Below are 21,503 nucleotides of genomic sequence, written 5' to 3' on the forward strand. Positions count from 1 at the left end.
TAAAACCCCTCAGCGCACCGCCGCATTTTTTGCGGGGGCGTCACGAATGACGATCTGGCCGGTTGGAGTCCGCTCGGCGACGACGGGATAGAGCTCGACGAGCGCGGAGACGAAGCCCTCGACATCGCCCGTGTTGAAAGCGCCGCTGACGGCGATGCGGGAGATGCCAGGCGACTGAAGAACGACCTTGGTGCGGCTGTAGCGATTGACCTCGGCGACGGCGGTTTCGACGGTGTCGCCAGCGAAGACGAGACGACCGGCCGTCCAGCTGGTTTCCGACGCCACATCCACCGATCGTACGGCGGGACGCGGGGAGGCGGTGACAATCTGCTGGCCAGGCGTGAGGGACCAGCGTGGCGACGAGCCCTCTCGGTCCAGAACATCGACCTTGCCCTCGACGAGGGTGACCTGCGCGCCGTCGCCCGCTCGGCGGACGTCGAACCGGGTTCCGACGGCGGTGACGTCGGTGCCACCCGCGCTGACGACGAACGGACGGGTCGGATCGCCCTCAACGTCAAAAAAGGCCTGGCCGCTCGCCAATTCGACAGCGCGGCGGCCACGGGTGAGTTTCACGGTGATGCGAGACTCGGTGTCCAGCGTGACCTTCGAGCCGTCGGCCAGGACCACGACCCGTCGCTCTCCCAGCCCCGTCTCATAAGACAGCGGACGGGCGGACCATATCATGACGCCGATCGCTGCGGCCGCGATCGCGGCGATGGCGCCGGTCGGTACGAGCGCTTTGGAGAATCGGCTTTGGGTTTTGCGCGACGCGTCAGCGCGAGCGCGCGCACCTTCGGTCAAGACGGCGATGTCGGCGTCCCCCTTGAGGCTGCCCGCCGTCTCCCACATCGTTTCGATGCGGGCGTAGGCCTCGGCGTTCTTTGGGTCGCGGCGCCATTGGCTGAAGGCTGTGACGTCCGCGGCCGTCACACGCTTCTGATTGAGGGTCGCGAACCACGACGCGGCTTCACGACGTCTCGCGTCCAGGTCTTTATCGGCAGTCATCGTTCGTGCCTTAGACGTCCAGTTGCGCCATGCAGTGCTCAATAGCTTTTGCCATGCGCCGTTCGACGGTAGCCAAGCTGATCCCGTGAGCCAGAGCAATCTCCGGATATGTCATACCGTCAAACCGGCTCAAGACGAAGACGTCCCTGTAGAGGGGTGGCATCGTCTGGAGGACCTGCTTGAGGTAGAGGCGATCGACAGGCGCGTCGGCCGCCGCGTCCAAGGTCGAACCCGTACCCTGCAAGGCGCGCTCGCGGCGCACAAGACGGCGCCGTTCGTCGCGGACGAGGTTGAGCGCGACCCGAAGAAGCAGGGCTTTCGGATGGCGGATGTCTTCGAGAAGGTACGGCGTGAGGCGAAGATAGGTTTCCTGCACCACGTCGTCGGCCTCATCGACGCCGACGCGTCCACGAAGCCGCTTGCCCAGCCATCCCGAATAGCGGCGGTAGAGCCCGTTGAGGCTCGCCGCGGCGCCCGAATTCAACTCCTTCACATCGCTCAACGCGACCTCCAGCCGGCTGTCAGACGGCGGGAATCCGAGAGCGCGACCGCGTGGCGTCCGGGCGCACGCAAAGGTGCGCCGCAGGCGATGGCGGACGGACGCCACGCGTCAAGGCGCGGCCGTTAAGGTTGAGCTTCGCACAGGGGATTCCCGGCCCCTATCGACGCGGACGCCGACAACCGACAATGAATCAATCCGAGTCGCGGTGCAAGGCGGAGGGGTCGGGCGAGGAATCCTCTGCGAAGAGGCCCGCTACTTCAGGATGAAACGCCGCCACCGCCAAAGGCAGTCCCCGGCTCAAGTTCCGCCCCTATCTGGCGGCGCCCGACGTCTCAGGATTTAGGGCTCGGGAGCCGGCAGGGCAAGCGATGGGTAAAGCGCGACAGACGCGCGGCGCTGATGAAAACCGCTCCGGGATTTCCGCAAGTTTGTTGCGGAGTCTCCGCAAATCGACGGCGTTGTTCAGGCTGACGGACCGCGTCATCGTGCGCCTCTAAAGACGAGTGATCCCATGACACCACACCGTCAGACAGACGTCGGAACACAGAACCTCGCACTGAGCCCGCGAGAACTCGAATGCCTCACCTGGGTTTGCCGCGGCAAGAGTTCGGGCGACATCGGCAGCATCCTGGGACTGTCCCCGCGCACGGTCGATAGCTATTTGGAAAAGGTCGCTGCGAAACTCCGGGTCCGGACCAGAATCGAGGCTGTCGTAGTTGCGGTCCGGGCCGGCTTGATTGAGCCGGACTGATGGGGGATCCACACGCGACGCGCGATTTTTCATCGAGAATCGGGTCATGATCGATCATCTGAACCGTGATCATTTCGTCCATGCCCGGAGACGTCGTTCAAGCTTTCGCCAGGGAGATCGCGTTTCGCGACGTCCGACGGCTTGAGTCTCTTGTCGCAGACGATATCGACGCCCGGTTCGACGTCGCTGGCGTCCTCGTCGGCAAAGCCGCGCTGCTCGGGTTCTGGCGGCGGCTGTTTCAAGCCTATTCGCTCGTCGAGCTCCATATCCTCAAATGCGTCGTGGAGGAGGATCTGGTCATCGCCGACAGCGCCTATTTCCTAGCCGCCCGCCGGGGCGGTCTGGTGGACGTGCGCGCGATCAGCATCTTCGAGGTCGACCAGGGCGTTATCACCCACTGGCGGGATCATGCCGATCTGGCGGAGGTGCCCAAGGCGGAAACGGACCTCTGGCGCCGCTTGGGCGGAGCGCGATGGTAGCCGCATTCAGACCGTCGGCAGGGTGGAGGGGGCGGGCCGGGAACTTCTGTGTGAAGCTCGACGTCTTCACCCGCGATCGCTGCCGACGCATTGCGTCCCCTGGCTCCAGATCGAAGGCTATCCGGACGAGGCCCGCCGTTCGACATCCTACGCCCCTGAAACGGAAAGCCAAGCCCGCCTAGGGCCGGGGATTATGGGCGAACAGCGGGGGCGCTCGTTCCAAGCTAGGGGTCAAGGCGAACCGTGAGCGTGTCGGGCGGCCAGGACCGATTCCGAGGGCTTTTCTCGCTGGAAGGGCGCGTCTTTGGCCCGCGCAGCGCATTCAGCATCACCAGCAGGGAGCTGGCGGTCATGGCGACTGCGGCCCCAAAGGGCGACAACAGGCCCAAGGCAGCCAGGGGCAGGACGATGACGTTGTAGGCGAGGGCGAGGACGACATTCTGGCGGATGGTGCGTCGCGTCTCGTCAGCCAGGCTTAGCGCCACGTCGATCTGTTCAAGACCACCTTCGAGGATGACGATCGCCGCCGTGGCCGTCGCGGCCGGATGGGCCCGGGCCACCGAGACCCCGCACGCGGCTGCGGTCATGGCGGGGGCGTCATTCACGCCGTCGCCGACGAAGAGCACAGGTCCGCTCGTGTTCCTGACCCTGTCGGCCTTGTCGGCGGGGGTACAGCCCCAATGGACCGCAGCGGCGTCCAGGCCGATCCGCTGCGCGACCGCCAGGGCCGGCCCCTCGGCGTCGCCGGTGGCCATGATAACCTGCAATCCCCGCCGTTTGAGCCGCGCAACGCCGTCAGCGGCGCTGGGGTCCAACGCATCGGCGAGCAGAAGATCGCCGACCGCGAGACCATCCACGGTGACCCGAAGACGGGTTTCTCCCTGCAGGCTAGCGACGCCGCCGACATGGATGTGGGTTCCGTCCGCCAGGGTCGTCTCGGCGCCGCGATTCAGGCGTTGGCCGCCGACGACGTCCGCGTCGCCGATCGGCGCGGCGGCGACGACGGCTTGCGCAAGGGGATGGGCGACCCCTGTCTCCGCACGCGCCGCCAGATCCAGCACCTGCGCTGCGGACCAGCCGGGGCAGGGGGCGACGGCGACCACTTCGGGGCGGCCGAGGGTCAGGGTCCCGGTCTTGTCCAGAAAGACGGTGCGCAACCCGGCCATGCGATCGACGACGCCGGGATCGGAAAACCGCAGCCCGTGTCTGGCGGCCCTGGCCGAGAGCCGCGCCTGCGCCAAGGGCGCGGCCAAGGCCAGGGCGCAGGGGCAGGCCGCCAGGAGCACGACCAGACCGCGCATCACCGCCTCGCCCACATCGGCCGTGAGCGCCAGCGTCGCCGCCGTCACCAGGACGGCCGCCAGGATCAGGCCCTGGGTCAGCGTGCCGGCCAAGCGCGCGATCCGGTCCTCGTCACCGCCGCGCGTCGCCAGTTCTAAGGCCACCCGTCCGCCCATCCGATCCACGTCGCGATCCCCAGCTTCGCGATCAACCGAAACTTCGATCATCCGGTCGAGATTGACGGCCCCCGCGCTGACGCGATCGCCCGCAGCGACGGCGCGCGGCGCGGACTCGCCATTCAGAACGGCCGCGTTTAGGCGGCTCTCGCCGGTCAAAACCAGGCCGTCGACGGTCGCCACGGCGCCGGCGGGGATCCGCACGCGGTCGCCGAGGCGGAGGCCGGCGCTGGGCGCCGTTCGCCAGCCGTCCGCTCCCCGCCAGACCAGGGCCGTGTCGTCGAACAGACGGCCCATGGCCACCACGGCCTGGGCCGCGCCGCGGCGGATATGGGTCTCGATCAGACGTCCGGTCAGCAGCAGGGTGATCAGCATAACCGCCGTGTCGAAATAGACGTGGCGATCGCTGGCCCCCAGATGAACGAGCGAGGCCGCCACGGCGCCCAGAACGCCGAGCGTGACCAGGAGGTCGAGCCCGGGCGCGCGGAGACGTAGGGATCGGATCGCCATGCGGCCGATGTCCCAACCGCCGTAGACGAGGGCCGGCAGGGCCAGGAGACCGCTGGCGATAGCCAGCCTCCAGGCGAGGTCCGCGCCGAGGCTCGGTGTCACATAGATCACGATCGCTGCGACCATCGCCCACATGCCGAAGGCGACCGACACGGCGAGCCTGAGCGTGAGCTGACGGATCTGACCGTCGAACCGGTCCACCGCATCCTGGGGGTCGGCGCGCTCGATCAGGCGATAGCCGGCCTGACGGACGACGGCGCGAAGATGAGCGACGTCGCAGCGCTGGGCTTCCCATCGAACCAGGGCCGAGGCGGAGAGGTGATGGACCCGGGCCAGGAGGACGCCCGGGGTTTCGCCAAGCCGACGCTCCAGACCGCGGGCGCACCCGCCGCAGAAGAGGCCGTCGACGGCGAACAGCTGCTGGCGGGGTTCTGCGCTCAAGGCCGAGCGCGGGAGGTCGGTTCAGGGGTGCCCACCCCGATCAGACGGCCTTGATAAGTCCGCCCGTAAAACGTCTCCTCGCCGCCGTGGTTTTTCTGCGCCGTCTCCTGCACCGTGCCGGTCTGGCGGGGGTCCTTGGGGCGCTCGTGGCTGTTGATGAAGGCGGCGACGTCCCAGGCCTGCTGGTCTGTGAGACGATCGGTCTGGCCGAGCGGCATATTGGCCTTGATGAAGCCCGCGGCGGTGTTCACCCGCGCCATGCCGGCGCCCCAGTTATAGGACCGGGGTCCCCAGAGCGCCGGGAAGACCGGGCGCCCATTGAGGTCGTACTGCCCCTGGCCGTCTGCACCGTGGCAGGTCGCGCAGTTGGCGGCGTAAACCTGTCTCCCGCGCGCCGGGTCGTATCCCGCTGCGGTCTTTTCAAGCTCCGGATAGCCGGCGCCCTCCAGGTCTTGGCCCGTCGGGGCCCCGCTGGCGAGCCAGTGCATATAGATCTGAAGGTCTTTGTAGACGTCGTCCCCGGCCGGCGGCGGACCGCCGGTCGGCGAGTGTTGGGCGTTCATCGAATAGGTGAAACAGCCCTTCACCCGGTCTTCCATGGTGTTGATCTGCTTATTCTTGGACCGGTATTTGGGATAGACGGTCCAGGCCGCCCACATCGGCGCCGAGTTGGGCCGTCGGCCGCCGTCGAGATGGCAGTTCGAGCACGACAGATTGTTGCCGACGAAATCCGAGGCATTGGCCGAGGTGTTCATGAAGATCGCCTGGCCGCGCCGGATCGCATCGCCTTCCGGTCCGTCGGGGATGGCGCTGTCCGGCGGCGGCTGGAACAGGGCCGCATTGACGTTATCGTCGCCGTCGGCCTCGCCGGCCTTGCGATCGCGCAGCCAGCCCGCGTCGAAGGCGTAGGCGGCGATGGCGAACAGGGCGAAGCCGCCGCCGACGGCGTAGATCACATCGCGGGCGAACCGGCCCTTGGCGGGCCGGTCCTGTGGGGCGGGAGGCGGAGCGTCGTCGTCCATGGTCATCGCCTTTCATCATCGGAAACGGCCGGCACCGGCGGAAGGGTTGCAAGATAGTCGGCGACCGCGCGTCGGTCCGCGTCGGACAGATTGCGTGCGACCTCGTTCATCAGCTGGACCTCGGAGTTGTCGCGCTGCCCCCCGACCCAGGCGGCCAGCTGCGAGGCGGTATAGGCGGGATGCTGGGCCGCCAGGGAGGGGAAGTGCGGCGCCACGCCAAAGCCCGAGGGGCCGTGGCAGCTGAAACAGGCGGGAAGGTTCTTGGACCAGTCGCCATACAGCGCCAGCTGCTCGCCACGCGCCATGTCGCCGCCCAGTTCCGGCTGCGCGGTGGAGGGCGTGCGAAGGGCCGAATAGTACCGCGCGAGGCCGCGCCGGTCGGCGTCGCTCAGGGCGCCGGCGACGGTCTGCATGGTCTCATTGCGACGGCGGCCCGAGACATAGTCCTGCAGCTGTTTGACGATATAGCCCTCGGGCAGACCCGCGAGCCGGGGCACGTTGGCGCCGCCCTCGCCCGCGGCGCCGTGACAGGAGGCGCAGGCCCAGGCTTCGCCCTGGCCCTGTGTAACCAGACGCATCACGCGAGGATCGTCGAAACTGGAGATCCGGACAGGTCCGACCGAAGGTTGAGGCGCCAGACCGGGATCGACGACCCGCGCCAGCTCCTCGCCTCCGCGCCAGGCCCCGCGGCCGGGGAAGCGATCGCGCTGCGCCGCCACGAAGGCGGGCGTGATCTCTTGGCCATCGCCGCCCCAGGTCTGGCGGACATGGGTGGCGACCCGCGCCAGCTCGGCGTCGGACAGCACACTGGCGAAGCTCGGCATATGGCCGTCGAACACCTTGCCGCCGACATCGATCGGGCCGTCGATCCCGTGAAGCAGGATCTGCACGATGACGGCCGGATCAGCGGCGACGAACCGTGAACCCGCCAGCGGCGGGATGGCGCTGCGCACGCCCACGGCGTTGGGCTGATGGCAGGTCGAACATCGTGCCTCGAAGACCTGAGCGCCGCTGTTCAAGGCGAGGGCGGGGATGTCCTCGATCTGCTCGGCGCGTTCTTCGCGCCCGACGCCGACCGCCTGGGCGTTGTCCCACAAGGTGACCGCGCCCCAGATCGCCAGGGCGATGGCGATCCAATAGACCGGCAGCGGAATGCGCCGGAACTCCTCGTAGGGTTCGAAGGCCTCGTCCGGTTCGCGGGGCTGAGGGGCGTCGGGCGGCCTGCGGATCATTTCGGCTCGCCCTTTTCGCTGTAGCCGTCGTCGCGGACGGCGGTGGGCGGGGCAGGGAAGGTGCGGTCCAGGCTGCGCAGATAGGCCACGAGGTCGCGCGCCTGCGGTCTGGCCACGACGACCTTGCCCTTGGGCGCATAGCGTTCCGGCAACGCGACCACAACATCGCCCGCCGCCGCCTTATCCTTGATCTCGAACAGATAAGGATAGGCCGGCATGATGCTCCAGTCGTAGATCGCGCGCGGCTGATAGAGATGGGTCATATGCCAGGCTTCGCTCGGCAGCCGCGCGCCCACATTCTGAAGATCCGGCCCGGTGCGCATGGTGCCGAGCTGGTGGGGCTGGTCGTAGAAATAGTCGGAGGCCACCGCCGCGCGCCCCCAGCCGCGTTCGCCGTCTGGCGCCTGATCCAATGCACGGGGCTGCTGGCTATGACAGTAGACGCAGCCTTCGGAGACATAGACCGCCCGTCCCCGAAGCTCCGCCTCCGTGTAGGGCAGCAGACCGGGGGTGGGCGCTTGCTCGCGAATTTGGATGCCGGGAAGGATGACCAGCATCAGGGTGGCGAACGCCAGGATGGCGAGGGCGAGGACGCCCAGAGGGATGACGCGGTTCATGCTGCGGTCGCCGGAACGGTGTCGGTGGGCGCGGCGCCGGCCTGGGGCGCGCGTCCCTGCGCCAGCAAGGCGACGAATTGGCCCGCGAAGATGAGATGGCCCAGGGTCATCAGCGCGCCGCCGACAGACCGGGCCTCAAGATAGGGCGCCAGGACGGTGACACTGTCGGCGAAGGGGCGCGTCGCGTCCAGCATGGCCAGGCCTTGGAGCACGCCGCCGATGGTCAGGGCGAAGAAGTAGATGGAGAAACCCACCACCACGAGCCAGAAATGGACCTTGATAAGGGCGGGCGCGGGCCATTGCCGTCCCGTCAGTCGCGGCCCCATGTGGTAGACCGCGCCGAACAGTATGAAGGACACAAAACCATAGGCGCCCAGATGGGCGTGGCCGACCGTGTATTGGGTGAAGTGGGTTACGGTATTGATCGTGCGCAAGGCTTCGATCGACCCCTGGAAGGACGCCAGGGTGTACATGACCGCCCCTAGCGAGATGAAGCGCAGAGGGACCGAGGCCTTGAAGGCCCAGAGGTTGCGGGCGACCGTGACGTGCTGGTTGATGGCCACGGCGATCACCGGGACGAACATCATCACACTGTGGACGATCGACAGGGTCACCACCCAGGTCGGCACCGGACCGCCGATCAGATGGTGGATGCCGACCTGACTGTAGAACAGCGCCAGCGCCCAGAAGCCGAGCAGCGACAGGCTGTAGGAGTAGATTGGTTTGCCGATGATCTTGGGAATGAAATAATAGGCCGCGCCCACGCCCAGCGGGGTCAGCCAGAGCCCCAAGACATTGTGGGCGAACCACCAGTTGACCGTCGCTTCCTGCACGCCCGAATGGATGCCCGGCAGATTGGCGATGAAGAACAGGATGGGGAACCAGCACAGCGCCCCGAGATAGTACCAACCGGTCACATAGATGTGGTCCACGTTGCGCCGCAGCGCTGTGTGGAGAAGCGGCCAGACGAAGAAGGCCCCGGCCAGGGCCAACAGCCCATCGATCTGCCAGGGGATCTCCAGCCATTCCTCGCCGTCCGTCCACCCCGAGGCGATCGCCAGAGCGCCGCAGGCCACGGCGATGTTCCAGAGCACGGCCCCGATCACCGGCAGTCGGGGATGTCGCAGCGCCGTATGAAAGATGCGCGGGGCGATCCAGAGCGCCACGCCGATGCCGGTCATCGACAGCCAGCCATAGATCACAAGGTTCAGATGAAGCGTGCGGACCCGGCCAAAGGTCAGCGGCGCGACGTCCGTCAGCCAGTCCGGCCAATGCAGCTTCAGCGAGGCCATCAGGCCGAAGATGGAGCCGATGACCAGCCAGGTGATGCCGCTGCCGATCAGGATCATCACGGGGCGGCGCGAGACCGCATCGATGCCCTCGCGCTCGGTGTCATAGTGATGCGGCCCGACGGACTGGGTGTCCTCGCCGGCCATCGTCGCATCGTCGGGCGTGCCCGCCTCGCCGGGCGTGAAGACGGTATAGGCCTGGCCCTGGTGCAGTTGGAGCTGCCGGTTTGTCACCGCCCAGATGAGAAAGGCGAGGGCCAGCAACGACACGAGGAAACTGAGCGCCAGCAGGAGGCCAATGGTCACCGACATGGGGTGAGGACTCCGTCAGAAGGCATAGGTTACGTCCACATAGCCGTAGGTGGTGTCGCCGGGCGACGGCGCGTTCGGCGCGTCGGTCAGGGCGCGGCCCTTGAAGAGCCGGGCGCCGCCGGTCTCCAGAGTGACGTCAGGGGTCAGCTTGTAGCGGACCCGCGCCTCGATCTGGGTTCCGCCAAAGCGGCCGCTGTCGCCCGACGGGTCCATGACCCCCGTCGCGCCCAGACTGTCGCGAGCGTCTTCCAGCCAGAGGCCCCGCACCGCGACGAAGCCGTCCAGCTTGCGGTTGGGCTTTACCTCGAGGCGAACGCCGGGCGACACGAGGTTGGCGCGCGAGACCGCGCCGTAGAGACCGGCGGGGCCGAACTCGAAGCGGCGTGCGCCGTAAAGGGTGTCGAACCGGCCATAGTCGCCCTGTCCCCCATCACCCGTGACATAGTCGAACTGGGCGGCGAGTCTCGGCGACCAGTCGTGCGCGAAGGTGCGTCCCGCCTCCAGATGAATGAAGCCTGCCCTGACATCCACATCGTGGGTGTCTGCGGGCGAGGCCGAGCGTCGAACCTGGCCCACCTGGGCCGCCGCCTCGACCTCGACATCCCACGCGCCAGCCGCCGGAGCCTTGCGCCAACGGACGCCGGGCGTCGCCAGCCGGCGGTTGCGGGTCTGCTGAGCCGCGTCATCGCTTTCGGTCAGGCCGTAGACATAGAGGGCGAGCGATTGTCCCCGGCCGAGGTCGCGGGTCCAGAACAGGCCGGCGAACTGCAAATCGGGACTCTCTCGGTCCCACGCGATCCGGTTGTCCTCGATGGCGGGCCTATCGTCGGGCAGCCGCACCTGCGGCATGACCCAGAAGGCCGTCAGCGCGCCGTCGGCCAGGGGCGTGTCGAAGCGGGCGCCGGTATAGGCGTTGGTGGTGTTGCGAAAATTCTGACGAGAGACGAAACGCTTGGATCCCAGGTCCATGGTAAACCGGCCGAACTGCAGCGTCCGCTCACGTCGCGCGCCGAGACGGATCTTGGCGTAGGCCTGAACCAGCTCCAGCGCATTGACCTCGCCAACGCCGACCGACGACAGCGGTCCTTGACCAAACGCCCGGGAATCGAAAACCTCGCCGCCGAACGTCACGCGACCCACATCCCGCTCGGCGGCAAGCGTCAGCCGCGTTGTCAGGACGGCGTCGCTCGGCTCCGCCGTCGGACGAAATTGACCCGACAGCGTCTCTCCCCGCGCGCGCGCCGATCCGGACACGCGCCAGCCGTTGTCGGCGACCGCCTGCTGCCCGCTGGCGGCGAGAGCGCCGCTCATGAGGATAGAAATCAGCACCGGACACGCGTTCCCGTGGCTGGCGCGGGCCTCTTGATGTCTCCCATCGTCGTTTCCTGCTGCGTTTTGTCGCAACAGGCCGGGTCAAGCTTAAGTCAGCCTTAAGGTGATCACGACGTCATCCGCCGGCCTAGCCAGCGGCGCACCCGACCCACGTACACGGACCACGCCGCGCCGAAGAGGGCCTCCAAGTGTCGTTCCTCGCGCCGGATGGCGAGACGGTCGGTGGCGAAGGCGGCGACGGGGGCGGCCACGAAGAACCAGGCGTTGTCGAACAGGCCCCCGAGGCCGAGCAGAAGCAGCCCGTTAGCGAGATAGATCGGGTTGCGGCTCCAGGCGAACGGACCGGTCGTGACCAGAGCGGTCGCCGCCCGGTGCGGCAGGATGTTGGCGCGCCGCCGCCGCATCTCCAGCATGGCCCAGAGGTCCAGACCAAGGGCGAGCCCGACCAGGAGGCCGCCGGCGGCGAAGGCGCCGGGGAAGAGGGCGGGCGGGGACCATAGACGCGCCGTGAGGAGCGCGACAAGGACGGCGCCGCCCGTGATGAGCGGCGGCCAGGGCCAGCGGTTAGGCGCCTGCGGCCTCACCCGCCGGCCAGCTTGAGAACGCCGCGCAGCAGATAGGCCATCACGCCCAGGACGCCCACGCCCAGCACCCAGAGGGCGACGAACCAAAGGCCCTGCCGGAGCCCGTTTGTGGAGCCGCGACGCATCAGTGGTAACCGTCGTCGCCGACCTTGCCGCGAAACACCCAGTAGGCATAGGCGGTGTAGGCCAGGATGATCGGGATCAGGATCAGGGCGCCCACCAGCATGAATAGCTGGCTGGAGGCCGGGGCGGCGGCCTGCCAGAGAGTGATCTCGTCGGGCACGGCGTAGGGGAAGACGCTGACGCCCAGCCCCGCGAAGGTGACGGCGAACAGGGCCAGCGACAGCAGGAAGGGCCAGACCTCACGCTTCTGACGCATGGTCCAGAAGAAGGCGGCCGCGACGATCAGAACGAGCAACGGCACTTGGGCCGTCAGAAGCACGCCGGGCCAGTCGAACCAGCGCCGGGCGTATTCGCCGTCGAGGAAGGGCGTGGCCAGGCTGACTGCGCCAATCATCAGCAGGGTCGCCGGACCCAGCTTCCAGGCCTGGGCGCGGGCGTGGGCCTGGAGCGCGCCTTCCGTCTTCATGTTCAGCCAGGTGGCGCCCAGAAGGGCGTAGCCGACGACGACGGCAGCGCCGGTCAGCAGGCTGAAGGGGCTGAGCCAGTCCCACCAGCCGCCGCCATAGGCGCGGCCTGACACCTCGACCCCCTGCAGGATGGCCCCCAGGGTGACGCCCTGGGAGAAGGCGGCCAGCAGGGAGCCGCCGAAGAAGGCGATGTCCCAGACGGGCTTGGCCCGCACCGTGCGCCAGCGGTATTCAAAGGCGACGCCCCGGAAGACCAACCCGAGCAACATGGCGATGATCGGCGTATAGACCGCCGGCATCAACACGGCGTAGGCGAGAGGAAAGGCCGCGAACAGGCCGCCGCCGCCCAGGATCAGCCAGGTCTCGTTGCCGTCCCACACCGGGGCGATCGAGTTCATCGCCTTGTCGCGCTGATCGCCGGCCTTCAGCGTCGGGAACAGGATGCCGACGCCCAGGTCGAACCCGTCCATGACGATATAGGCGAAGACGGCGAAGGCCAGCAGGCCGGCCCAGACCAGGGTCAGATCAACGCTCATGATCGGTCTCCTCGCCGGTCGGGATGGGGCGGTCCGGGTCGATGGCGGGGGCGGGGGTGATGCCCGCCGTGCGGATTGGGGTTTCCGCCACGCCCGGCTCGTCCCGGTGCGGCGCATGGCTCATCAGACGCAGGATGTAGAAGACCCCGGCGCCGAAGACGGTGAAATAGACCACAGCGAAGGCGGCCAGGGAGGTTGCGACGGCAGGCGCAGCCAAGGGCGCGGCGCTGTCGGCGGTGCGCAACAGGCCATAGACGGTCCAGGGCTGACGGCCGACCTCGGTGGTGATCCAGCCCGCCAGCACGGCGACGAAACCCATCGGTCCCATGACCAGGGCGAAGCGGTGCAGCCAGGGCGCATCGTAGAGGCGTTTGCGCAGGCGAGCATATAGCCCCCAGAGCCCCAGCAGCAGCATGGCCATGCCCAGGCCGACCATGATGCGGAAGGACCAGAAGACGATCTCCACGGGCGGCCAGTCGGCGCGGGCGATGGTGTCAAGACCGGCCAGCGGCGCGTTCGGATCGTGCTTCAGGATCAGGGACGACAGCTTGGGGATCTCGACCGCGCCGTGGACGGTGGCGGCCTCGCGATCGGGCAGGCCGAACAGGATCAGGGGCGCTCCGTCCGGATGGCTTTCGAAATGGCCTTCCATCGCCATGACCTTGGCGGGCTGATGCTCCAGGGTGTTCAGCCCGTGCATGTCGCCGATGAAGATCTGGACCGGGGCGGCGACCAGGATCATGCCCATGGCCATGGCGAACATCTTGCGCGCCCCCTTGTTCGTCCGCTCCTTCATCAGGTGCCAGGCCCCGACCGCGCCGACCACCAGGCCGGTGGTCAGATAGGCCGCCAACAGCATGTGGGCGAGGCGATAGGGGAAGGAGGGATTGAAGACGATCTTGAACCAGTCGGCCGGTACGAACTGGCCGACCTCGTTGATGGCGTAGCCTTGCGGGGTCTGCATCCAGCTGTTGACCGACAGGATCCAGAAGGCCGAGGCGAAGGTGCCGATCGCGACCATCAGGGTGGCCAGGAAGTGCAGCTTCTTGCCGACGCGGTTCAGGCCGAACAGCATGACGCCCAGGAAACCCGCCTCCAGGAAGAAGGCGCTGAGCACCTCATAGGCCATCAAGGGGCCGATGACCGGCCCGGCCTTGTCGGAGAAGACCGACCAGTTGGTGCCGAACTGGTAGGACATGACCAGACCCGAGACGACGCCCATGCCGAAGGCCACGGCGAAGATCTTCAGCCAGTATTTGAACAGGTTCAGATAGAGGTCTCGCCCCGTCTTCAGCCACAGGGCCTCCAGCACGGCCAGATAGCTGGCCAGGCCGATGGAGAAGGCCGGAAAGACGATGTGGAAGGCGACGGTGAAGGCGAACTGCATCCGCGCCAGGATCAGGGCGTCAAGTTCCATGGTGTGGTCTCACCCGATCAGGCCGAGCGCGCCGGCGCTACGGTAAAGCATATAGAAGGCGACGACGAAGATCAGCCCGGCGAACACTGTGTTCAATAGGCCTTTTTGTCCTGACAGGGCTTTCGCGAGCCGTGCGCCGACCAGACCGCCCAACACCCCGCCGCCAATGAAGACGGCCGCCAGGGGCCAGTCGACCCAGCCGTCCAGGGCGTAGTTGAAGGCCGTCGTCAGGCCGAAGGCCGTCACGCCGACCAGCGACGAGCCAACCGCATAATAGATGGGCATGCGGGTCGAGACCATCAGGCCAGGGACGATCAGGAAGCCGCCGCCGATGCCGAAGAAGCCGGACATGATCCCTGTCAGGGCGCCGGCTCCCACGAGCTTCGGCGCATTGCCCGGCGTTAGCACCACGTCGGGGTCCCCCGAGGCCGAGCGGCCTCTCAGCATCAGCACCCCGACCACCAGCATCAGCGCGGCGAACAGAGCCAGCAGCTTCTGACCGTCAACCGCCTTGCCCAGGCTGGAGCCGAGAAAGGCGCCGAAGACGCCGGCCAAGGCGAACAGGCCGGCGATCTTCCATTTCACCGTGCCGTGGCGCGCGTGGTTGAGCAGATTGGCGAAGGCGTTGGCCGCGACGGCGAAGGCGCTGGTGCCGATCGCCAGATGCGGATCCTTGACCCCCACAAGATAGACGATCAGCGGCACGGCCAGGATGGATCCGCCGCCGCCGACGAGGCCGAGGGTGAAGCCGACAAGCGAGCCGGCGCCGGCGCCGAGGCCGTACTGCAGCGGAGACAGGTCCATGATCAGGCTCAGGCGACGGCGGGACGAGGCTGAGGCGCGGGCTCGATGTGCTGGGGGTGGGCCATCCATTCTCGGCCCTTCAGCATGGCGGACCAGTAGATCTCCGGCAGCGCCTCGGACTTCAGCAGCCAGGCCAGGCGGGTCGGCTTGGTGCCGTCCAGAAGCCATTTCGGGAAGCTGGGCAGGAGCTTGCCGCCATAACCGAACTCGGCCAGGACGATCTTGCCGCGCTCGACCGTGAGCGGGCATGAGCCATAGCCGTCATAGACCGCCCGCATCAGCTGGCCGTCCAGCAGCGACAGGATGTTCTCGGCCACGACGGGCGCCTGTTTGCGGGCTGCCGCAGCCGTCTTGGCGTTGGGGGCCGAGCAGGCGTCGCCCAAGCCGAAGACGTTTTCGAACCGCTTGTGGCGCAAGGTGGCGTCGTCCACCTCGATCCAGCCGCTTTCGGCGGCCAGCGGGCTTTCGCGAATGAAGTCCGGCGCGGTCTGCGGCGGGCAGACGTGCAGGAAGTCGAACTCGCGCCGCGCCTGGCGCACTTCGCCGTCCGCACCCGTCACGGCGAAGGTCGCGATCCGCGCCGGGCCGTCCACCGCGACGAGTTTCGACCCGAAGTTCAGGTCGATGCGGTATTTGCGGACATATTCCATCAGCGCCGGGACGTAGTCCTTGACCCCGAACAACACCGGGCCGGCGTTGTGGAATTCGATCTCGATGTCGTTGCGGCCGTTGTCGCGCCAGTGGTCGGCCGACAGATACATGGCCTTTTGCGGGGCGCCGGCGCATTTGATCGGCATGGGCGGCTGGGTGAAGATCGCCCGGCCGCTGCGCATCGCCTGCACCAGCTTCCAGGTGTAGGGCGCAGTCTCGTAGCCGTAGTTGGAGGTGACGTTGTTGCGTCCCAGGGTTTCGGCCAGGCCAGGGATGGCCGCCCAGTCCAGCTTCAGCCCCGGCGCCGCGACCAGCATCCGATAGCCGATCCAGCGGCCGTCGGTCAGTTCGACGCGATCATGGATGGGGTCGAAGGCCGCGACCGCGCCACGCACCCACTGGGCGCCTTGGGGGATCAGGTCCTCGGTGCGGCGCTGGGTCCGCTCGGGCGTGAAGACGCCGGCGCCGACCATGGTCCAGCCGGGCTGATAGTAGTGATGTTCGGACGGCTCCACGATGCGAACATCGAGGCCTGGGCGGCGGCGCAGGAGGCTGGCGGCCGTGGCGATGCCGGCGGATCCGCCGCCGACGATCAGGACATCGCAGGAATCCAAGGGGGCGTATTGGGCGCTCATGACGCGGCTCCTTCAAGACGGGTACGCAGGGCGCCGAGGTCGTAGCCGGCGCTCTTGGCGCGGGCGATCAGATGATCGGGGCTCTCCGAGCCGGCGTTCGTGAGCGCCCACAGGGTGGTCGTGCGCGTGCCGGTGCGGCAGAAACCGAACACGGGCTGGGGCAGGTCAGCCAGAGCCTCGCGGAAGTCCGCCACGTCCTGGTCGGAGATGGCGCCGCCGACCACGGGAACGTGGGCGAAGGCGAGGCCGGCGGCCTTGGCGGCCTGGCGCAGAGCCTCGGCGCTGGGCTGGCCGGGCTCCTCGCCGTCGGGTCGGTTGGAGATCACCGACCGGAAACCCTGGGCCGCGATGGCGGGCAGGTCTTCCGGGGCGATCTGGGGCGAGGCGGATAGGGCCTCGTCCAGGGGGCGGATATCCATGGCTTTGTCTCCCTAGGGTCTTTTCTGGTTCAGGCGTTTCGGTCGAGCGTCAGGCGGAACAGCGCCATGCCGGCCACGAGGGCGCCGACGAAGACGAAGGCCTGCCAGGCGCCGGTCGTCAGGGCCGCCAGCGCCGGGCCGGGGCACAGACCGACCAGCCCCCACCCCAGGCCGAACAGGACGGCGCCGCCGACCAGCGGCGTGTCGATGCTCCGGCTCTCGGGGACGTGAAAAGTCTCGGCCGCGACCGGCGCATCCATGCGCCGGCGGATCAGATAGGCGATGGCGGAGGGGATCAGCGCCCCGCCCATGACGAAGGCCAGCGAGGGGTCCCAGGCGCCCGTCACATCCAGGAAGGCCAGGACGCGGGCCGGATTGATCATGTCGGACACCACCATGCCGGCGCCGAACAGCAGGCCGCACAGGACGGCGACGATCAGCCGGTTCATGCCAGGCCTCCCAACAGGTGGCGGGTGACGAAGACGGTCAGGGCCGCAACCGCCATAAAGACGCCGGTGGCGACGATGGAGCGGGGCGACAGGCGAGCCAGGCCGCAGACGCCGTGGCCGCTGGTGCAACCCGAGCCCCAGCGGGTGCCGAAGCCGACGATCAGGCCGCCGAGCACCAGCAGCCAGATGTCCGAGGTGATCTGCACCTCGGGCCTGCGGATCAGCGCCGAGGCCAGGGCCGCACCGCCCAGCAGGCCGGCGATGAAAAGCAGGCCCAGGGTGCGCGGCGCGCCTTTCGACAGGCCGGTCGCCGCGGCGGTCAGGCCGGAGATCCCGGCCACGCGCCCATTCAGCAGCAGATAAAGGCCGGCTGACAGGCCGACCAGCAGGCCGCCGGCCAGCGGCCAGACGAAGGAAATGGGTTCAAGCATGGGGGGCTCGCCTCACAGCGCGTTCAGCGGGACCTTGAGGTAGCGCACCCCATTGTCCTCGGGCTCGGGCGGGCGGCCGCCGTTCATGTTCACCTGGACTGACGGCAGGATCAGCCTGGGCATGGGCAGGGTGGCGTCGCGCTGGGTGCGCATGGCCACGAACTCGTCCTCGCTGACGCCGTCGCGGATATGGATGTTGCCGGTGCGCTGGGCGCCGATGGTGGTCTCCCAGGCGAACTCGGTCCGGCCTGGCGGCGCCTTGTAGTCGTGGCACAGGAAGACCCGCGCCTCGTCCGGCAGGGAGGTCAGGCGATGGATCGAGCGATACAGGGTCCCGGCGTCGCCGCCGGGGAAGTCGCAGCGCGCCGTGCCGTAGTCGGGCATGAACATGGTGTCCCCGGGAAAGACGGCGTCGCCGATGACATAGGCCAGACAGGCCGGGGTATGGCCGGGCACATGCAGCACCGTGGCCTTCAGCTCGCCGATCTCGAACCGGTCGCCGTCGTTGAACAACTGATCGAACTGGCTGCCGTCGCGGCGGAAGTCGGTCCCCTCGTTGAAGATCTTGCCGAAGACCGCCTGGACGGTGAGGATCTCATGGCCGATGGCCAGCTGACCGCCGAGCTTTTCCTGGAGATAGGGCGCCGCCGACAGGTGATCGGCGTGGGCGTGGGTCTCCAACAGCCACTGGACCGTGAGACCTTCGGATTTCACGTAATCAATGAGGGCGTCCGCCGAGGCGTGTGCGGTGCGGCCGGACGCTGGATCGTAGTCCAGCACGCTGTCGATGATGGCGCAGACGTCGGAGCCGGGATCGCGTACGACATGGCTGACGGTGAAGGTGGCCTCGTCGAAGAATGACTTGACGACAGGGCGCTGGCGAGGATCGCCCAGCGCGGCGCGCACGATGTCGGCGGCGTGGTCGCGGGCGGGATCGGGGATGGGCGAGGACATGGCGTGTCTCCGTTTCGGTGACTCAACACATATACCTATTCATAGTTCGTGCAAGTATGTATTTTAATGTAGCGGAAACGGTGGGAAGCGCTTAGCTTGCGGCTATGGAAACGATCGACACCGGGCCAGCCGTCTATCCCCCCGCAATGCGCGCCCTGCGCATCAACGATACGGCGCCGGACTTCAGCGCGCGCACGACGCAGGGCGAAAAGCGCCTGAGCGACTATCGCGGACGCTGGCTGGTGCTGTTCTCGCATCCGGCGGACTTCACGCCGGTCTGCACCAGCGAGTTCGTGGCCCTGGCCCGGCAGGCCGACGCCTTCGCGGCGATCGACTGCGATCTGATGGCCCTGTCGGTGGACAGTCTTTATTCGCACCTGGCCTGGCTGAAGGACATTTACCGCCGCTTCGGCGTGAAGGTGCCGTTCCCGATCATCGAGGATCCCTCCATGGCCATCGGCCACGCCTTCGGCATGGTGGACGCCGGCTCGAGCGACAGCGCGACGGTGCGCGCCACCTTCGTGATCGATCCCGAAGGCGTGGTGCGCGCCATCAGCTGGTACCCGATGAACATCGGCCGCTCGGTTGATGAACTGCTGCGTCTTGTCACCGCCCTGCAGACCTCGGACCGCGAGGCGGCCTCCACGCCGGCGGGCTGGACGCCCGGTGACGCTCTGCTGGAGCCGGCCGCCACCACCCTGGACGCCGCCATCGCCGACGGTGAAGGCGATGCGCCCTGGTACTATCGCGAGCGCCGCGCATGACCGACGATCAAGCGGCCGCCATGGAGCGGTTGAAGGAAAAGGCGCCGGAGGCCGCAGAGCTGTTGCGCCAGCTGGCCAACGCCAACCGGCTGCTGATCCTGTGCCATATCGCCGAGGAGGAGCGCTCGGTGGGGCAGCTCGAGGCGGACCTGGGCATCAAACAGCCGGCCCTGTCCCAGCAGCTGGCTGAGCTGCGCCAGTACGGTCTGGTCAAGACGCGTCGGCAGTCGCGCTCGATCTTCTACTCGATCGCCGACGAACGGGCCCAGGCGGTGATGGGCATGCTGTACGAAATCTTCTGCGGCGATGCGAAGGCGGTCGGCGCCCGCGTCGCCGCCCCGGCGCCCCGCCCATCGACGCCGGCGCGCGGCGACACGGCGCAATTCGCTCGCATCACCGCCGTCGCACGTCGCTGACGGCCAACCCGCACAGGAGACTCTCGTGAAGGGCTTCATCGACAATATCGAACGTCTGACGGAAGACAACACAGACTTTCGCCGTGTTCTCTACACCGGCCACAATCTGCAGCTCGTCCTCATGGCCATTCCGGCCGGTCAGGAGATCGGCGAAGAGGTCCACGACGACCGCGACCAGTTCTTCCGCATTGAGGCCGGTGAGGGCGAAATCTGGATCGACGGCGTGCGTCACGCCGTGAAGGCGGACGACGGTGTCATCGTCCCTCAGGGCGCCCGGCACAATGTGGTCAGCACGGGTTCCGAGCCGCTTCGGCTCTACACCCTCTATGGCCCGCCGGAGCATCTCGACGGGACGGTTCACGCCACGGTGGAAGAGGCCTCCGCCGACCACGAGCATTTCGACGGCCGCACGACCGAATAACCGTCAGGGGCCGACGTCGTCCGCATCGGCGCGCCGGTCGTCGGGCCGCGGCAGGTGCAGGGCGATACCCAACGCCTCCGCCAGACGGGTGTCGCGACGATAGATGTCATCGCGAAAGGCGACGCGGCCCTGGCCGTCCAGGAAGGCGGTCCAATACAGCAGACGTACGTCGATCGGCCGACCGGTCGCCACCCGGACGGTTTGGCCGCTGTCCAGCGCGGCGTCGAAGCGGGCGAGCCTGTCGGGGTCGGGCGCCAGCAGAAGGCGGGCGAAGCCGACGGCGTCCTGCACCCGCACGCAGCCGTGACTGAGATGGCGGAAGCTTTGATTGAACGCGCCCCGCGACGGGGTGTCGTGCAGGAAGATGGCGTAGCTGTCCTGAAGTTCGAACTTAACCTGGCCCAGGGCGGCGTTCGGGCCGGCGCGCTGAACCACCATGCCGTTCTGGATCGTCATGTTGTTCGCCCGCATATAGGCGGCGCCGCGCGGCAGGATCTCGCGCTGGGCGATGGAGGTCGGCACCGTCCAGGGCGGATTGGCGACGACCGAGGCGAAGGGTCGTTCGAGGCTGGGCGTCGCATTGTCGGCGTCACCCGTCACGACCCGCATCGAATGCACGGGCCGACCGTCCTTCCAGTAGACCATGATGGAGGCGGCGGTGTTCACCTCGATCCGCTCCGGGGCCACGTCTCTCTTTAGCCAACGGCGGCGTTCCAGATTGAGCGCGATCTGGCGAGCACGGGCCTCGGCCGAAATCGACAGCGCCCGCTGGGTCGCCGGGCCGATGCGGGCGTCCGCCTCCAGACCGTGGCGCACCTGGAACGCCCGAACGGCCTCTTGCAGAACAGAGCCGTAGTCACCACCAGACGGGCCGATCATGGAGGCGGCGGCGTCGCTGAGATCGCCTTCCACCCGAAGGCGCGGCAGGAGGGCGGGAAGACGGGGGTCGGACGCAAACGGTTCGATCGTCGCGCCCAGGGCGAAGGGCGGCCAGCCGCCGCGGTCGGCGATGGCGCGATAGCGGAGGAAGCCGTCGCACAAGCCCTGATAGCCGCGGTCCTGAGGCGCAAGGCCCGCCATCGTCTCGGCCAACGTTCCGTCGTCGACCGCCGTCGCCAGCAGCGGCGGCGTATCGACCTGGTTGCGACCCATCTCCCAAAGGGTCTCGACGGATGCCGGGTCGACCCGGCCATGGGCGAGCGCCTCGGCCAGGGTCAGGACGGCCTGGGTCAGTTCGGCTTCACTTAGGGCCAGACCGTCGGGCGCGGATAGACCGTGGCGGTCCGCCAGAGCCAGGGCGTCCACGGCTTGCCGGCGCGCTGGCCCCGCCCAGGCCGTGCGTCCGCCGCGGGCGGCGTAGAAGGCTGTGGTCAGGGCAGTGATGTTCAACGCGGCGGGCGCCGATACGGCTCGCGCGGTCGTCGAGAGCCAGAGCGGCGCCGCGGCCGCCGCGAGCAGGTGTCGGCGGTTCAAGGTAAAGGAG

General features: G+C 67.8%; 24 protein-coding genes. 5 read left to right on the plus strand and 19 right to left on the minus strand.

What is annotated here, in order from left to right; all coding sequences use genetic code 11:
• Window positions 1–9: 9 nt before the first annotated feature.
• Both ACP69V_RS04705 and ACP69V_RS04710 read right to left on the minus strand, forming a co-directional pair.
• Window positions 10–1,104: a FecR family protein gene (locus tag ACP69V_RS04705; protein ID WP_426022854.1), complete on the minus strand. Its 1,095-nt coding sequence runs from the start codon at window positions 1,102–1,104 to the stop codon at window positions 10–12.
• Complete coding sequence (locus tag ACP69V_RS04710) at window positions 1,016–1,498, minus strand: RNA polymerase sigma factor (RefSeq protein ID WP_426024032.1); 483 nt, start codon at window positions 1,496–1,498, stop codon at window positions 1,016–1,018. The genes ACP69V_RS04705 and ACP69V_RS04710 overlap by 89 nt, the downstream gene beginning before the upstream one ends.
• Before the next feature lie 520 nt (window positions 1,499–2,018).
• Between ACP69V_RS04710 and ACP69V_RS04715 the strand changes: the two genes are divergently transcribed.
• Window positions 2,019–2,258 (plus strand): response regulator transcription factor, encoded by a 240-nt coding sequence (locus ACP69V_RS04715; protein WP_426022855.1) that lies wholly within the window; start codon window positions 2,019–2,021, stop codon window positions 2,256–2,258.
• Window positions 2,259–2,338: 80 nt separating this feature from the next.
• Complete coding sequence (locus tag ACP69V_RS04720; protein WP_304936757.1) at window positions 2,339–2,737, plus strand: nuclear transport factor 2 family protein; 399 nt, start codon at window positions 2,339–2,341, stop codon at window positions 2,735–2,737.
• Between the two features lie 224 nt (window positions 2,738–2,961).
• Here ACP69V_RS04720 and ACP69V_RS04725 read toward each other — a convergent pair whose 3' ends face one another.
• The 16 genes from ACP69V_RS04725 to ACP69V_RS04800 form a co-directional block, all read right to left on the minus strand.
• A complete protein-coding gene (locus ACP69V_RS04725; RefSeq protein ID WP_426022856.1) occupies window positions 2,962–5,145 on the minus strand; it encodes a heavy metal translocating P-type ATPase in 2,184 nt (727 codons plus the stop codon).
• Window positions 5,142–6,167, minus strand: coding sequence for a c-type cytochrome (locus tag ACP69V_RS04730; RefSeq protein WP_426022857.1), 1,026 nt, complete (start codon window positions 6,165–6,167; stop codon window positions 5,142–5,144). Before ACP69V_RS04730 ends, ACP69V_RS04725 begins: the two co-directional genes overlap by 4 nt.
• A 2-nt stretch (window positions 6,168–6,169) precedes the next feature.
• A complete protein-coding gene (locus tag ACP69V_RS04735; protein ID WP_426022858.1) occupies window positions 6,170–7,399 on the minus strand; it encodes a c-type cytochrome in 1,230 nt (409 codons plus the stop codon).
• Window positions 7,396–8,016 carry a cbb3-type cytochrome c oxidase subunit II gene (locus ACP69V_RS04740; RefSeq protein ID WP_426022859.1) on the minus strand — a complete coding sequence of 207 codons (621 nt, stop codon included), beginning with the start codon at window positions 8,014–8,016 and terminating at the stop codon, window positions 7,396–7,398. The genes ACP69V_RS04735 and ACP69V_RS04740 overlap by 4 nt, the downstream gene beginning before the upstream one ends.
• Complete coding sequence (locus ACP69V_RS04745; protein ID WP_426022860.1) at window positions 8,013–9,617, minus strand: cbb3-type cytochrome c oxidase subunit I; 1,605 nt, start codon at window positions 9,615–9,617, stop codon at window positions 8,013–8,015. The genes ACP69V_RS04740 and ACP69V_RS04745 overlap by 4 nt, the downstream gene beginning before the upstream one ends.
• A gap of 15 nt (window positions 9,618–9,632) precedes the next feature.
• A complete protein-coding gene (locus ACP69V_RS04750; RefSeq protein WP_426022861.1) occupies window positions 9,633–10,928 on the minus strand; it encodes an alginate export family protein in 1,296 nt (431 codons plus the stop codon).
• 128 nt (window positions 10,929–11,056) lie between these two features.
• The gene (locus tag ACP69V_RS04755; protein ID WP_426022862.1) at window positions 11,057–11,533 is read right to left on the minus strand and encodes a methyltransferase family protein; all 477 of its coding nucleotides are present in this window, start codon (window positions 11,531–11,533) and stop codon (window positions 11,057–11,059) included.
• The gene (locus tag ACP69V_RS04760; RefSeq protein WP_426022863.1) at window positions 11,530–11,658 is read right to left on the minus strand and encodes a hypothetical protein; all 129 of its coding nucleotides are present in this window, start codon (window positions 11,656–11,658) and stop codon (window positions 11,530–11,532) included. Before ACP69V_RS04760 ends, ACP69V_RS04755 begins: the two co-directional genes overlap by 4 nt.
• Complete coding sequence (gene cydB, locus ACP69V_RS04765; protein WP_426022864.1) at window positions 11,658–12,659, minus strand: cytochrome d ubiquinol oxidase subunit II; 1,002 nt, start codon at window positions 12,657–12,659, stop codon at window positions 11,658–11,660. The genes ACP69V_RS04760 and cydB overlap by 1 nt, the downstream gene beginning before the upstream one ends.
• Window positions 12,649–14,076, minus strand: a complete 1,428-nt coding sequence (locus tag ACP69V_RS04770) for a cytochrome ubiquinol oxidase subunit I (RefSeq protein WP_426022865.1) — start codon at window positions 14,074–14,076, stop codon at window positions 12,649–12,651. The genes cydB and ACP69V_RS04770 overlap by 11 nt, the downstream gene beginning before the upstream one ends.
• 9 nt (window positions 14,077–14,085) lie before the next feature.
• The gene (locus tag ACP69V_RS04775; protein WP_008264059.1) at window positions 14,086–14,880 is read right to left on the minus strand and encodes a sulfite exporter TauE/SafE family protein; all 795 of its coding nucleotides are present in this window, start codon (window positions 14,878–14,880) and stop codon (window positions 14,086–14,088) included.
• A gap of 8 nt (window positions 14,881–14,888) precedes the next feature.
• Window positions 14,889–16,166 (minus strand): FAD/NAD(P)-binding oxidoreductase, encoded by a 1,278-nt coding sequence (locus tag ACP69V_RS04780; RefSeq protein WP_426022866.1) that lies wholly within the window; start codon window positions 16,164–16,166, stop codon window positions 14,889–14,891.
• Entirely contained in the window at window positions 16,163–16,585 is a 423-nt protein-coding gene (locus ACP69V_RS04785; protein ID WP_426022867.1) for a TIGR01244 family sulfur transferase, read from the minus strand. Before ACP69V_RS04785 ends, ACP69V_RS04780 begins: the two co-directional genes overlap by 4 nt.
• Window positions 16,586–16,614: 29 nt before the next feature.
• On the minus strand, window positions 16,615–17,034 hold the full coding sequence (locus ACP69V_RS04790) for a DUF6691 family protein (RefSeq protein ID WP_426022868.1): 420 nt from the start codon (window positions 17,032–17,034) through the stop codon (window positions 16,615–16,617).
• On the minus strand, window positions 17,031–17,465 hold the full coding sequence (locus tag ACP69V_RS04795) for a YeeE/YedE family protein (protein ID WP_137721934.1): 435 nt from the start codon (window positions 17,463–17,465) through the stop codon (window positions 17,031–17,033). The genes ACP69V_RS04790 and ACP69V_RS04795 overlap by 4 nt, the downstream gene beginning before the upstream one ends.
• Before the next feature lie 12 nt (window positions 17,466–17,477).
• Complete coding sequence (locus tag ACP69V_RS04800) at window positions 17,478–18,419, minus strand: MBL fold metallo-hydrolase (protein ID WP_426022869.1); 942 nt, start codon at window positions 18,417–18,419, stop codon at window positions 17,478–17,480.
• A gap of 104 nt (window positions 18,420–18,523) precedes the next feature.
• Between ACP69V_RS04800 and ACP69V_RS04805 the strand changes: the two genes are divergently transcribed.
• Genes ACP69V_RS04805 through ACP69V_RS04815 form a run of 3 tightly spaced genes read left to right on the plus strand, consistent with a single transcriptional unit; the run spans window position 18,524 to window position 20,020 of the window.
• Window positions 18,524–19,183, plus strand: coding sequence for a peroxiredoxin (locus ACP69V_RS04805; protein ID WP_426022870.1), 660 nt, complete (start codon window positions 18,524–18,526; stop codon window positions 19,181–19,183).
• Complete coding sequence (locus ACP69V_RS04810) at window positions 19,180–19,599, plus strand: ArsR/SmtB family transcription factor (RefSeq protein ID WP_008259045.1); 420 nt, start codon at window positions 19,180–19,182, stop codon at window positions 19,597–19,599. Before ACP69V_RS04805 ends, ACP69V_RS04810 begins: the two co-directional genes overlap by 4 nt.
• Before the next feature lie 25 nt (window positions 19,600–19,624).
• Window positions 19,625–20,020, plus strand: a complete 396-nt coding sequence (locus tag ACP69V_RS04815) for a cupin domain-containing protein (RefSeq protein WP_426022871.1) — start codon at window positions 19,625–19,627, stop codon at window positions 20,018–20,020.
• Window positions 20,021–20,023: 3 nt separating this feature from the next.
• Here ACP69V_RS04815 and ACP69V_RS04820 read toward each other — a convergent pair whose 3' ends face one another.
• Window positions 20,024–21,409 carry a L,D-transpeptidase family protein gene (locus tag ACP69V_RS04820; RefSeq protein WP_426022872.1) on the minus strand — a complete coding sequence of 462 codons (1,386 nt, stop codon included), beginning with the start codon at window positions 21,407–21,409 and terminating at the stop codon, window positions 20,024–20,026.
• Between the last annotated feature and the right edge of the window lie 94 nt (window positions 21,410–21,503).

This window comes from Brevundimonas sp. PWP3-1b1 (assembly GCF_049896065.1).
Taxonomy (GTDB): Bacteria; Pseudomonadota; Alphaproteobacteria; order Caulobacterales; family Caulobacteraceae; genus Brevundimonas; species Brevundimonas intermedia_B.

Excerpts from the sequence above, each read along its gene's own strand:
- ACP69V_RS04740 (WP_426022859.1), bottom strand. The coding sequence starts at position 8,016 with ATGAACCGCGTCATCCCTCTGGGCGTCCTCGCCCTCGCCATCCTGGCG.
- ACP69V_RS04745 (WP_426022860.1), bottom strand. The coding sequence starts at position 9,617 with ATGTCGGTGACCATTGGCCTCCTGCTGGCGCTCAGTTTCCTCGTGTCG.
- ACP69V_RS04780 (WP_426022866.1), bottom strand. The coding sequence starts at position 16,166 with ATGAGCGCCCAATACGCCCCCTTGGATTCCTGCGATGTCCTGATCGTC.
- ACP69V_RS04775 (WP_008264059.1), bottom strand. The coding sequence starts at position 14,880 with ATGGACCTGTCTCCGCTGCAGTACGGCCTCGGCGCCGGCGCCGGCTCG.
- cydB (WP_426022864.1), bottom strand. The coding sequence starts at position 12,659 with ATGAGCGTTGATCTGACCCTGGTCTGGGCCGGCCTGCTGGCCTTCGCC.
- ACP69V_RS04730 (WP_426022857.1), bottom strand. The coding sequence starts at position 6,167 with ATGGACGACGACGCTCCGCCTCCCGCCCCACAGGACCGGCCCGCCAAG.
- ACP69V_RS04770 (WP_426022865.1), bottom strand. The coding sequence starts at position 14,076 with ATGGAACTTGACGCCCTGATCCTGGCGCGGATGCAGTTCGCCTTCACC.
- ACP69V_RS04720 (WP_304936757.1), top strand. The coding sequence starts at position 2,339 with ATGCCCGGAGACGTCGTTCAAGCTTTCGCCAGGGAGATCGCGTTTCGC.
- ACP69V_RS04735 (WP_426022858.1), bottom strand. The coding sequence starts at position 7,399 with ATGATCCGCAGGCCGCCCGACGCCCCTCAGCCCCGCGAACCGGACGAG.
- ACP69V_RS04805 (WP_426022870.1), top strand. The coding sequence starts at position 18,524 with ATGGAAACGATCGACACCGGGCCAGCCGTCTATCCCCCCGCAATGCGC.
- ACP69V_RS04715 (WP_426022855.1), top strand. The coding sequence starts at position 2,019 with ATGACACCACACCGTCAGACAGACGTCGGAACACAGAACCTCGCACTG.
- ACP69V_RS04790 (WP_426022868.1), bottom strand. The coding sequence starts at position 17,034 with ATGAACCGGCTGATCGTCGCCGTCCTGTGCGGCCTGCTGTTCGGCGCC.
- ACP69V_RS04795 (WP_137721934.1), bottom strand. The coding sequence starts at position 17,465 with ATGCTTGAACCCATTTCCTTCGTCTGGCCGCTGGCCGGCGGCCTGCTG.
- ACP69V_RS04750 (WP_426022861.1), bottom strand. The coding sequence starts at position 10,928 with ATGAGCGGCGCTCTCGCCGCCAGCGGGCAGCAGGCGGTCGCCGACAAC.
- ACP69V_RS04760 (WP_426022863.1), bottom strand. The coding sequence starts at position 11,658 with ATGCGTCGCGGCTCCACAAACGGGCTCCGGCAGGGCCTTTGGTTCGTC.
- ACP69V_RS04785 (WP_426022867.1), bottom strand. The coding sequence starts at position 16,585 with ATGGATATCCGCCCCCTGGACGAGGCCCTATCCGCCTCGCCCCAGATC.
- ACP69V_RS04800 (WP_426022869.1), bottom strand. The coding sequence starts at position 18,419 with ATGTCCTCGCCCATCCCCGATCCCGCCCGCGACCACGCCGCCGACATC.
- ACP69V_RS04810 (WP_008259045.1), top strand. The coding sequence starts at position 19,180 with ATGACCGACGATCAAGCGGCCGCCATGGAGCGGTTGAAGGAAAAGGCG.